General features: G+C 38.4%; 9 protein-coding genes. 4 read left to right on the plus strand and 5 right to left on the minus strand.

What is annotated here, in order from left to right:
• Nucleotides 1-58: 58 nt before the first annotated feature.
• Nucleotides 59-661 (minus strand): DUF6134 family protein, encoded by a 603-nt coding sequence (locus tag IPZ59_RS15700; RefSeq protein WP_236136994.1) that lies wholly within the window; start codon nucleotides 659-661, stop codon nucleotides 59-61.
• 110 nt (nucleotides 662-771) lie between these two features.
• Between IPZ59_RS15700 and IPZ59_RS15705 the strand changes: the two genes are divergently transcribed.
• On the plus strand, nucleotides 772-1,848 hold the full coding sequence (locus tag IPZ59_RS15705) for a 3-oxoacyl-ACP synthase III family protein (protein ID WP_236136995.1): 1,077 nt from the start codon (nucleotides 772-774) through the stop codon (nucleotides 1,846-1,848).
• A 246-nt stretch (nucleotides 1,849-2,094) separates the two neighbouring features.
• On the opposite strand, the gene IPZ59_RS15710 is transcribed toward IPZ59_RS15705, so the two are convergent.
• Genes IPZ59_RS15710 through IPZ59_RS15720 form a run of 3 tightly spaced genes read right to left on the minus strand, consistent with a single transcriptional unit; the run spans nucleotide 2,095 to nucleotide 7,188 of the window.
• Entirely contained in the window at nucleotides 2,095-4,725 is a 2,631-nt protein-coding gene (locus IPZ59_RS15710; RefSeq protein ID WP_236136996.1) for a DNA gyrase/topoisomerase IV subunit A, read from the minus strand.
• A gap of 45 nt (nucleotides 4,726-4,770) precedes the next feature.
• Entirely contained in the window at nucleotides 4,771-6,666 is a 1,896-nt protein-coding gene (locus tag IPZ59_RS15715; protein WP_236136997.1) for a DNA topoisomerase IV subunit B, read from the minus strand.
• An 18-nt stretch (nucleotides 6,667-6,684) separates the two neighbouring features.
• Nucleotides 6,685-7,188, minus strand: coding sequence for a DNA topoisomerase IV (locus IPZ59_RS15720; RefSeq protein WP_236136998.1), 504 nt, complete (start codon nucleotides 7,186-7,188; stop codon nucleotides 6,685-6,687).
• 333 nt (nucleotides 7,189-7,521) lie between these two features.
• On the opposite strand from IPZ59_RS15720, the gene IPZ59_RS15725 reads away from it, so the two are divergent.
• A complete protein-coding gene (locus IPZ59_RS15725; RefSeq protein WP_236136999.1) occupies nucleotides 7,522-7,929 on the plus strand; it encodes a hypothetical protein in 408 nt (135 codons plus the stop codon).
• A 2-nt stretch (nucleotides 7,930-7,931) separates the two neighbouring features.
• Here the strand turns inward: IPZ59_RS15725 and IPZ59_RS15730 are convergent, their stop codons facing one another.
• Nucleotides 7,932-9,350, minus strand: a complete 1,419-nt coding sequence (locus tag IPZ59_RS15730) for a DEAD/DEAH box helicase (protein ID WP_236137000.1) — start codon at nucleotides 9,348-9,350, stop codon at nucleotides 7,932-7,934.
• 118 nt (nucleotides 9,351-9,468) lie between these two features.
• Between IPZ59_RS15730 and IPZ59_RS15735 the strand changes: the two genes are divergently transcribed.
• Nucleotides 9,469-10,533, plus strand: a complete 1,065-nt coding sequence (locus tag IPZ59_RS15735; RefSeq protein WP_236137001.1) for a carboxypeptidase-like regulatory domain-containing protein — start codon at nucleotides 9,469-9,471, stop codon at nucleotides 10,531-10,533.
• A 112-nt stretch (nucleotides 10,534-10,645) separates the two neighbouring features.
• A complete protein-coding gene (locus IPZ59_RS15740) occupies nucleotides 10,646-12,394 on the plus strand; it encodes a gamma-glutamyltransferase family protein (RefSeq protein WP_236139821.1) in 1,749 nt (582 codons plus the stop codon).
• Nucleotides 12,395-12,573 lie beyond the last annotated feature (179 nt).

The following is a 12,573-nucleotide window of genomic DNA, read 5'->3' on the forward strand; positions in this document are numbered from 1 at the left end:
TCTTCATAGGTATTTTCGATATTAGAAAGAGGCTCTCAATTGAGAGCTTTTTTTTATGTCACTTCTTCTTAATTACATAGTTTTTTACAGGAAACTCCATCACAGCTTTATCTAATTTCCCATCAACAAAATAATATCGATTTGTATTTCCATTTACCTCAACTTCGTAATAATCTTTAATTTTCTTTATTGGACTGATAATTCCATAAGACTCTGCAATAAACTCTTTTACTTGCAAAGGTTCTTCAAAAAAGAATGAAACAGAACTGTAATACAGGGGCTTATCATAAGTAGTTTCTTGGTCAAATTTATAATTTGATGCTTGAATATCGTATTTACTTGAATTCCAACGAATAGTACTTTGAAAATCACCTTTGTTAGTTGAAGACCTTACATCAGCTCGCATCAGCTGCTTATTTTTATAAACAGACTGCGTCAGATAATCCAAATTGATTTTCCCAAAAAACCAAAAACTCACATTGCTTTTGATTTCATAATGAATCTCCTCACCCACAGCTTTTTTTTCAGCGGTCATTTCACCTATAGAAATTCCCGCAATTGAAATATCATATTGTTGTGTGTTTTGTGAAAAGGCATTGCTACCAAATAATTTCGAAAAAAGAAGAATTATTAATATTTTATTTCGCATAAATCCGTTCATTCATTGTTAAATTCCCAGTTTTGAGATTAATTAATCATAAAATGCATAATTCTTTTAGCATTTATATGTACCTTACAAAGCTATAAAAATCATCAAAGTATTAATAATTTATGCCGATTAAAACAGTCATCATCGGTTCGGGAAGATATCTACCTGAATTGATTATTAAAAATGAAGAATTTTTAACCAATGAATTTTTCAATGACAAAGGAGAAAAAATCCCGAAAGCAACTAAGGATATTATTAATAAACTCCAAGAAATTACTGAAATCGAGGAGAGAAGGTATTTACCAGCACACCTCAACACTTCGGATATGGGCTTTTTTGCTGCTGAACAAGCAATTACCAATGCAGGCATAGATAAAGAAAGCCTGGATTATATCATTGTTGCACACAATTTTGGAGACCTTCAAGACCATAATCGAAAAGTAGATATGGTACCTACATTAGCTTCTAGAATTAAGCATTTACTTCAAATTGAGAATCCAGACTGCGTGGCATATGATCTCCCATTTGGTTGTCCTGGCTGGGTACAAGGGATGATCCATGCAGATTATTTTATCAAATCAGGGGATGCAAAGCGTGCTTTAGTCATTGGAACTGAAAATCTTTCCAGAATCGCAGACCCTCATGACATAGATGCCATGATTTATTCCGATGGAGCTGGAGCAGTTGTGGTAGAAGGTCTTGAAACCAATGAATCTGTTGGAATTTTAGCTCATAAAACAAGAACCGATACACTCAATCATGCACATTTATTGAATATGGGGGTCTCCTATTCTGCCGATTTTCCGGATGACACCCTTTTCATAAAAATGAATGGTCGGAAATTATATGAATATGCAATTAGCACCGTACCTACGCTAGTCAAAGAAACTATTGAAAAAGCAGGGCTTCATATCAGCGATATATCTAAAGTTTTGATTCATCAAGCCAATGCCAAAATGGATGCGGCTATCTTGGATCGAACCTTCAAACTATTTGATATAAAAGAATGGCCCAAAGAAGTTATGCCAATGATTATTGCTAAAATGGGCAATAACTCTGTGGCAACAGTGCCTGTTCTCTATGATATGATTATTCGGAAAGAATTGGAAGGACAAGAAATCAAATCTGGAGACAACCTTGTTTTTGCTTCTGTAGGCGCTGGTATGAATGTAAATGCCTTCATTTATAAAGTTCCATAAAAAGGATGAAAATGGAAGTAGGTAAACATGGATTTGAGTTACTACTATAAAATGACTCGACGTATATTTCTTCATAACATTAAAAGGGCGGCGTTAACTAAACTAATGCCACCCTTTTAATGAAGAATATGTTTAAGAAGTCGATGAATTCTCAAGGAAGTTATACCATACAGATTATTAACTTTTTCTGTAGCTGTTTTTTTCGAATTCAATAGTCAACATTCTTCAATTTATAGCAAGCAAGGTCTAAAATAGACCTAACTGCTCTTCATCATCTTTTTTTACTTTGAATTCAACCGTAGATCCAACATCGTAAGCATCGTCTGTTGTCCCATCTGTTGATTGTTCATTTTCTGCTTCTTCGGGAACTATCTCTTCTTCAACGATCCCATGCAAAAGTTGAATATCTTGTATCTGATGAGATGAAAGTTTATTCCCAATAGCCTTCCAACCTTTTACGTCGATCAACATATCCAAATCATACTCTGTTTCTTCTGTTTCAGTTCCTTTCTTCAATTGAACTTTTACCTGTGGTTGCTTTGCCGTAGATACTATTTTAAGATACGATTGGCGATGATCAGAAACTACAGAAAACTTCTTATTGATTGTAGTAGTCTCAATCAGGAAACGTTTCACAAAAAAAGTTTTGCTACCACCATCGTAGTAAATACAGGAAATAACTTGATTTGGGACAAACTTTTCAATTAAAAGAACATCGGAAGATTCATAGCGATTGGTCAATTCAAATGTAGTCAACTCATAATCACCTGACTTATAGAAAACTAAAATACGATCATCCCCTAAGAAATTACCAATTTTTTTCCCACGTTGATCTGTATTCAAACGTCCAACCGAACCGTCATAATATATATCCAAACCACCCAATGTGGAGACTCCCTGCATTTTTAGCTGGATTTTGCGGATAGGATACTTAGTTAAAATATTTCCGCCTGCTGCTCGCCCTTTGATTTCTATTGAACTAAAGTCAAAATCAAATACTTTTATTTTGGCTTTTGCTCCTTGCGTTAAATAAATCGTCACAATCTCTGCTTCCCCATTGGCATTTGCAGTCATGTAAAGTACTTTGGAACCTTTAGTTCCCTTTGTCAAATCATATTCACGATCACGAGTAACTGCTAATACCTGAAAACGCTTGACCATAGCTCTACCGCTTGCACCATCTAAGTAGATCAGGTTAAACACCATTCGCTCGTCTCCTTTTCTGAAGACAGCCACATGGATGATATCCTTTCCTACGAAGCCCTTCTCCTGAATTTTGGTCACCACACATTTTCCATCCCTTCGGAAAACAATGATATCATCCAGGTCAGAGCAATCACATACAAACTCATCTTTCTTTAAGCCAAAACCAACAAATCCATCCGTTCGATTGACATATAGCTTTGCATTATTGGCTGCAACAACCGTCGCTTCAATCTGATCGAATATTCTGATCTCAGTCTTCCGCTCTCTCCCTTTACCATATTTTGTCAGAAGGTTTTCATAGTATTTGATTGCATACTCTGTCAAATGCTTCAAGTTGTAATTGACCTCTTTCAACTCTTCTTGCAATTTGCGCATCAACTCATCTGCCTTGAAGGTGTCGAACTTAGAGATACGCTTAATTTTGATTTCTGTCAATCGTAAGATATCATCTGTAGTAATCTCTCGATAAAAGTCAGGTTTGAACGGATCCAATCCTCTATCAATAGTTTCAATCACAGACTCCCAAGTTTCACATTCCTCAATATCCCGATAAATCCTGTTTTCAATGAAGATCTTTTCCAAAGAAGAAAACAAAAGTTTCTCCATCAATTCAGCCTTTCGGATTTCCAGTTCTCGCTTCAATAAATGCCTAGTCTGCTTGGTATTATAAGCAAGAATATCATTCACTGAAAGAAATACAGGCTTATCTTCAATGATCACACAAGCATTTGGAGAAATACTTACCTCACAGTCCGTAAATGCATACAATGCATCGATTGTCATATCAGGAGATTGACCTGGTGCCAACTGGATTTGGATTTCTACATCTTTGGCGGTATTATCCACCACCTTTTTGATCTTGATTTTACCCTTATCGTTAGCTTTGATGATCGAATCGATCAAAGAGTTTGTAGTTGTACCGAACGGTATATCCTTGATTAAAAGCGTTTTATTATCTTCCTCTTCAATCCTTGCTCTAACTTTAACTTTTCCACCTCTGAGACCTTCATGGTATTCAGAAAAATCTGCTAAACCTCCAGTAGGAAAATCAGGTAAAATATTTGTTCGTTCACCTTTTAAAATAGCTATGGAGCCATGAATCAATTCGATGAAATTGTGAGGAAGAATTTTAGTAGATAAACCAACTGCAATTCCTTCAACACCTTGCGCGAGGAGTAATGGAAATTTAACTGGTAAGGTGACCGGTTCACGCTTTCTTCCATCGTAGGAAAGTTGCCAATCTGTGGTCTGAGGATTGAAGACAACTTCTAGAGCAAATTTGGAAAGACGTGCTTCAATGTAACGGGAAGCTGCCGCCCCATCACCAGTACGAATATCTCCCCAGTTGCCTTGAGTTTCAATCAATATATCTTTCTGACCCAAATTGACAATAGCATCACCAATAGAAGCGTCTCCATGGGGGTGATATTGCATGGATTGCCCGATGATGTTGGCTACTTTATTGAAGCGTCCATCATCCATTTCCTTCATGGCATGAAGAATTCTTCGCTGCACAGGTTTTAGACCATCTTCGATGGCGGGGACAGCTCGCTCCAAAATCACATAGGAAGCATAATCTAAAAACCAGTCTTTGTACATTCCTGTTACAGGGACGGTTTCATGTAAGCGTTCGTCTTCTTCGTTTGGGTTATTTGTAGTATTATCGCTCATGCTTATATAAACTGTTTGAATTGATTAAAAGAACCTACGTGCCTGTTAAGCAGCCTCTGATTCTTCCTCTGTTTTTTTGGAAGGATCATCAAAGACAAGGTCTTTTTCAATCTTTAAGTTATCGATGATAAAGTTTTGGCGGTCAGGTGTATTTTTTCCCATGTAAAAACTCAACAAGTCGGCAATTTTTGTTTCCTTGTTGAGAATAATGGGATCTAGCCGGATTTCCTCACCAATAAAAGTACCGAATTCCTCCGGCGAAATTTCTCCCAATCCTTTGAATCGAGTAATTTCGGCTGATTTCCCCACCTTATGAATGGCACGCTGTCGTTCTTCGTCGGTATAACAATAGATAGTCTCTTTTTTGTTTCGAACCCTGAAGAGTGGAGTATCCAAAATGAACAAATGCCCATTTCTTACCAAATCTGGGAAGAATTGAAGGAAATAAGTCATGATCAGCAATCGAATGTGCATACCATCCACATCAGCATCTGTTGCGATGACAATCTTCCGATAGCGCAATCCTTCAATACCGTCCTCAATATTTAAGGCATGCTGTAATAAGTTGAACTCTTCGTTTTCATAGACCACTTTTTTGGTCATTCCATAACAGTTGAGTGGTTTTCCACGCAAAGAAAAAACTGCCTGAGTTTGCACATTTCTAGATTTGGTAATCGAACCAGATGCAGAGTCACCCTCGGTAAGGAAAAGCATGGTATTATTTTTCAACTCTTCATCTCCTTTGGTATCGTCGTAATGTAGACGACAGTCTCTTAGCTTTTTATTGTGAAGATTTGCTTTTTTGGCACGTTCGTTTGCCAATTTTTTAATTCCAGAAATTTCTTTTCGTTCTCGCTCAGATTGCAAAATCCGCTTTAAAATAGCATCTGCCACGGCTGGATTTTTATGCAGAAAATTATCTAACTCTGTCTTTACAAAGTCATTGACAAAAGTTCGCAAGGTTGGACCGTCTGGACCGACTGACTGGGAACCCAACTTTGTCTTTGTTTGGGATTCAAAAACAGGTTCTTGTACCCGTACGGCAATAGCAGCCACAATAGACTGACGGATATCAGAAGCATCGTAATCCTTTTTGAAAAACTCTCGAAGCGTTTTGACAATGGCCTCTCTAAATGCAGCCAAGTGTGTCCCTCCTTGTGTGGTATATTGACCATTGACGAAGGAATAGTATTCTTCCCCATACTGATTGGCATGCGTCAAAGCTAATTCAATATCTGTTCCTTTCAAATGTATGATAGGATATCTGGTAGAATCCTCATCAACTTTTCGGTTTAGCAAATCATACAAACCTCTTTCAGAGAAGAATTTTTTACCATTGTAATTGATGGTCAACCCTGCATTCAAAAATGCATAATTCCATATTTGATTCTCGAGATACTCTGGAATGAAGTGGTAATTTTTAAAAATACTCGCGTCTGGTTTGAAGACCACTTTGGTTCCGTTACGTTCTGAGGTTTTTTCAATCAACTCTTCATGTGTCAGGATACCTCTTTCAAATTCGGCAACTTTTGACTGCCCTTCACGATAGGATTGAACTTTAAAATAATCTGATAATGCATTTACAGCTTTTGTACCGACACCATTGAGTCCTACGGATTTTTGGAAAGCGCCGGAATCGTACTTACCACCTGTATTGATTTTCGAAACACAATCAATGACTTTCCCAAGCGGTATTCCCCGCCCATAATCTCTTACCTCTACTCGATGCTCGGAAATTTTGATATCAATAGTCCGGCCGTGCCCCATCATGTGCTCATCAATGGAGTTATCAAGCACTTCTTTCACCAATACATAGATACCATCATCTTGGGCACTACCATCCCCTAATTTCCCAATATACATACCGGGCCTCAGGCGAATGTGTTCTCGCCAATCAAGGGATCGGATGCTATCTTCGGTATATTGTACGTTTTCCGCCATGCGCTTTTTGAGTATTATTTATAGTGAAGGTGAATTTTCTTTAATTTCTTGAAACTTCTTGAATAAAATCCAAAAAAGTGCCAAAACCCAAATCAAAAATAAAATTGGGACCATGTAAAAGAAAAAACTAAAGCTATCAGTTGAAATTTCATTTTGATTATTGATACTATGTACAAACAAAGTCAAAATAGATAAGGCAAGGTTGATAACGCCAATGAAGCTGTAGATCCAAAGCAGGATATATTCTCTAAAAATATCACCTACTGGAAATAAACGCTTTAGACTTGATATACTCCCATTTTCTATCAATTTACCCGGAACTGCTAAGAGCACATTTAGAACACCAAATATGATTAACCCTGTATAAAAGAAAGTCCCTTTGGTGATGGTTTTTAGCCAGCCTCCGTCTTCATCTACAGCATAAGCGATTCTATCCGAGAGCGCTGCATAGAAATACAAGAAAATAAAGAGGAATAAAAGGATCGTCAATCCATGAAATACTTTTCCAAATCGAATATACATACTGCACAATTTTAGCCTGCTAATATAGCTATTAAAAGGATATTGGAGGCTTTATGTTTCCTGCTTTGAAAAAATTGTGGCAGATATTGTCAAACATTTTACTTGCAATTGACTGAAATGTAAAGATCTATGAACAGAAGAAAAACTTAAAGAATTACTCCCTTTCTCGACTAAGCTCTATTCTTCTCATACACTTTTCTTTCGCGAGAATCATTGGCAAGTAATCCATCATTTAATTCTTTCTTACCATTAAAAACTTTCAAGCACTAGCATGAGTTGATGGAATGAAGTTATTTAAGATATTCCCTTACTTTTGTGAAGAAATTTACACCCATGAAAAATCGATTTGATTCCCTAGCATTTGTACTGATCCTATTATCATTCTTAACGTTTTCATTTGCTTGCTCCTCCAAAGTAGAAATCGAAGGTATCGACTTTGAAGCTTGGAAAAATGATAGAGGAGGCTGCAAAGGAGATCGGTTGGCAGCTTTAGATACTTTTAGACCACTGAAGGACGAATTATTGGGAAAGGATAACCAAGCATTGATGAAAACCTTGGGAAGACCCGATCAAGTAGAACTGGCGGATCGATCTCAATCTTTTTTTATTTATTTCGCTGAACCAGGTCCTGAATGCGAACAATTCGTCAAGCAAAATGAAGAGCCATTAAAAATTATCCTTCGCTTAAATGCCTTAAGCAGGGTTAGTGAAGTTACAATTACCCGCACCAACCCTTGGTAATCTCAGGAATCAATATTTTTTCGCTCTCTAAATTTAGATGATTTGGAAGGCTTGCTCTCAGTTTGTTTTCCAATTGTTGAATTTGAAGGTTCCTGAGTAGGAATTCTTGAATCTGAAATTGATTTAGCTTCTGATGAGGAGTGTTTTGGTCGGTTTCCTTTTGGTCGTTCTCCTTTTTGTTCTTCTCCTTTTGGTCGGTTATTTCCTTTAGGTCTATTGTCTTTCTTTTTGAATGGTTTTTTACCGCCTTTTTGAGGTGTTGAGCTACCCTTCGTCCTTGTTCTTAATTCTGGTCCTGCGTCAAAACCTTCTGGTAGTGCGCATTTTTCTATTTCCATTCCAATCAGTTGTTCGATTCGGAAATATTTATATGCATCCTTATCCGATACAAAAGTAATGGCCTCTCCTTTGGAATCAGCACGGGCAGTTCGACCTACTCGATGCACATAATCTTCCGGATCATTGGGTGTATCAAAATTAACTACCAATTCAATCCCGACCACATCAATTCCCCGAGAGATAATATCTGTACCAATCAGTATCTTCAATTGTCTGTTTTTGAAGCGCGACATGATCTGCTCACGCTCAACTTGCTCCAAGTCAGAATGGAATGCTTCAACTTCAAAGTCTTTGCGAAGGAGTTTATGTAAGCTTTTGACTTTTTCCTTGGTTGAGGCAAAAATGATCACAGCTTCGTAATCCTTACTAGTCAGAATAGATCGTATCAATGCTTCTTTCTGGCCATCGTACACCGCAAAGACTTTTTGCGTAACACCGGCTGCTGTTTTGCCTAATGCTAAACTGATTTCTTCTGGGCTTTGCAAGATTTGCTTTGAAAATGATCTGATTTTGGAAGGCATCGTAGCAGAAAACAAAATTGTCTGCCTTTCTTTGGGAAGGTAGTTGATGATGGTTAGGATATCATCTGAAAATCCCATATCCATCATTCGGTCTGCCTCATCCAATATCAAATGCTCTAAAGAGGATAAATCGATTTTTTTTCCCTGCAATAATGCGATGAGTCTACCAGGGGTTGCGACAATGATTTCGGCACCCATTTCCATCGCCTTTTTCTGCTGTTCCCAAGCAATACCATCTCCTCCCCCATAAATCGGGATCGAACTGATCCCTGCAAAATAAGTGAAGCCTTGTATTTGTTGGTCAATTTGAATGGCTAGCTCTCTCGTAGGGGCTAATACCAAGGTGTTGAGCGAACTTTTGCCCGATTTAACTATTTTGTCAATAACTGGTAAAATAAAAGCGGCTGTTTTTCCGGTACCTGTTTGTGCACAAGCAATTAAATCTTTACCTTCCTGAATGACAGGAATGGCTGCTTCTTGAATAGGTGTTGGCTTGTCAAAGCCCATAGCATCCAGTCCTTCTTGAAGGCTGGAGTCAAAATTAAACTGATGAAATCCCAATTTTTAAATGATTTTGCAAATCAATACTTATATTACTGATAAAAATACGCCTGAACTGATTTAATACAAAACAATTACTGATATTTTGATTTTACTAAATAAAATTACCGACTTGCCGATGAATACTCTAATACGTTTACAAGGTACATTATTTTTAACTATTTGCTTGCTATACTCTCCCATTTTATCATATGCTCAAAATTTTGTGATTTCCGGTACCCTCAAAAATGGGCTTACCGAAGATCCTATTAGCAATGCAACAGTTACTATCCGAGAGACTGCATTCTATGCGGTCAGTAGAGAATCTGGTAAATTTGAAATCACGAATGTCTTCGCAGGAAAGTTTGTCATGCAAATCATGGTTCCAGGATTCGAAACTTATCTCAATCAAATTAATGTTAAAAATGACCTAGACTTGGGAACCATCTTTCTATATCCTTATGGCAGAGAAGAAAAGTCAGGTGATGTTTTGCAAAAAACTATACGGGCGACAAATGTAGCACAGCTATTCGCTACAAGGCCGAATCTAGTAGGTGGAAATTCCGTTTTTGGTATCCCACCTGAACCCAAGCAATTAATTGGAGACTACTACCTAGATGGGAATTGGAATAAGGCCTCTATTCTCCTGTATAAAAATGCCGAAGTGATTGAAGGATATTTGGTACGCTATCAAATCAATTCCAATAATTTTGAGATCCGAGCAGAAGATTCAGACGAAATCAGCACCATTCCAGGTTTACGCATTCAAAATCTGGTATGGGTAGACAATGAGTTCAATATCCCACGATTTTTTGTAAATGGAATGGATTTTAAAGATGAGGGCTCCCCTATATCAGGTTTTTTTGAAGTGTTGGTGGATGGGAAGAAGCCACTGCTGCGACGTACCATTGCTACCATCCGAGAATCCAATTATAACGAAGCTTTGATGGTTGGTGAAAGAGATGATAAAATCGTCAAGAGAAATCAATATTATTACGCAGTAGGTAAAAACATCTTCATCATTCCAAAAAAGAAAAAACAATTCTTGGAAATCTTTGGTGAACAATCGGATATGATCGCTGAATTCATTCAAAAAAATAAAATCAACTTCAAAGAGCCTTCAGCCTTGTATAGTATTTTCACTCATTATAACAGTCAATTTGAAGATTTTGAACCCATCGGTAATCAACTGATGCTTAATTGAAAGTTTTATGTGGAACAAATTTCTTATCATTTCCTTTGCTTTAGTATTCGCTGGCATACAACATCCATATGCCCAAACCACCCAAAAACCACCCCTACACGGAAAGGAATGGATGGCTATAACAGGAAAGCCACTCGGGGCAACTGCGGGGTCCATGATTTTCCAACAAGGAGGCAATGCCGTAGATGCCGCCTGTGGGATGTTGGCTGCGGTAGCTACTATGTGGGACGTATTGAGTTGGGGTGGCGAAACCCAAGCCTTAATCTATCATCCTGAACTCAAAAAAGTCATTGCTATCAATGCCATGGGTGTAGCCCCGACAGGAGCAACCATTGATTTCTTTAAGTCCCAAGGTATGGATTATCCTCCTGCTTTTGGCCCCTTGGCTGCTACTACCCCAGGAACACCCGGTGGATTGATGACCATGTTAGCTGAATACGGCACCATGAGCTTGGAACAAGTATTAAAACCTGCCATGCAATTAGCCAAAGGGTATCCCATCGAAGCCCAAACTGCTAATGCTATTGAAAGTAATAAGGAACGAATCAAAGAATGGCCTTATTCAAAAAAAATCTTTTTGCCTCATCTAGGAGAAAAACGTGAAGCTCCACAGGCTGGTGAACTCTTTGTTCAAGAGGATTTATACCAAACCTTAGCAAAACTAGTCGAAGCTGAGCGTGTAGCACTATCGAGCGGGAAAAACAGAAAAGAGGCTATTTATGCTGCTTATGAGCGATTTTATACAGGAGATATTGCGGAAGAAATTGTACGATCTACCCGTGAACAAGGTGGATTATTTACTATGGCTGATTTGGCTCAATGGAAAGTCAAAATTGAAGAACCTCTATCGGTAAATTACAAAGGTATAGATGTGTACAAATTACAAGAATGGACGCAAGGTCCTGCCCTGCTTCAATCTTTAAACATCTTAGAGAACTTTGATTTGAAATCCATGGGGTACAATTCTGCCACTTATATCAACACCCTTTACCAAGCCATGTCTTTGGCTTTTGCTGATCGAGATTTTTACTACGGGGATCCAGCATTCGAGCCCAAAAGTCCTATGACAGGACTACTCTCTAAAGCATATGCCAAGGAGCGAGCCCAATTGATTCAGGAAAATAATGATCCCACCATTGGACCGGGTGACCCCTATCCTTATCAGAATGGTAAAAATCCGTTTGTACATTTATTGGAAAAAAGAAAAGAAACCTTGGCATTGCATGCATCCGAACTGCCAGTTTCAGGCCCAGAGGATCCTTTCCTGCTGGAATTCCAATCTGGAACTACCTCTATACAGGCCGCAGATGCAAAGGGTTGGGTCGTTTCAATCACTCCTTCTGGTGGTTGGGTTCCCGCAGTGATTGCTGGTAATACAGGTGTTGGTTTGAGTCAGCGCATGCAGTCATGGGTCCTAGATGAACGACTGAATCCTTATAACCTGTTAGCACCAGGTAAAAGACCAAGAGTCACCTTGACACCTTCAATGGCATTGAAAGATGGAAAGCCTTTCCTATCTTTTGCCGTCCAAGGCGGGGATACCCAAGATCAAGATTTGCTACAGTTATTTTTAAATATCGTTGAGTTCGGAATGACGGTACAGGAAGCCTCCGAAGCTGCTAACATTCACAGCTATCAAATGCAATCTTCCTTTGGCGCACACGAAATTAAACCTGGGTCAATTACCCTTAACAATGCCATTCCAGCTTGGATTCGTAACGATTTGCGCAAGCGGGGATACAAAATGGATTTCCAAGAACGCACATCAGGTCCATTGAATGCCATATGGTTTGATTGGAAGCACGGGACGCTATGGGGTGGTTCCAGCAATCATGGAGAAGATTATGGGATTGCTTGGTAGCTTATCGGAAAGGATGAAGGAGGAAGGCGTATTATGATTGAATGGGTACAAGACATTGTTAGGGATAGAGAAGGAAATATGCTAGCACGAAAATAAAGTGGAAATATGCCTCCTACCTTTGGTAAACAGGATCGGCGATATATTGGTGGCGTGTAAATAAGGAAATTATTCTAAAAAAA

It is taken from the genome of Mongoliitalea daihaiensis (assembly GCF_021596945.1).
Classification (GTDB): Bacteria; Bacteroidota; Bacteroidia; order Cytophagales; family Cyclobacteriaceae; genus Mongoliitalea; species Mongoliitalea daihaiensis.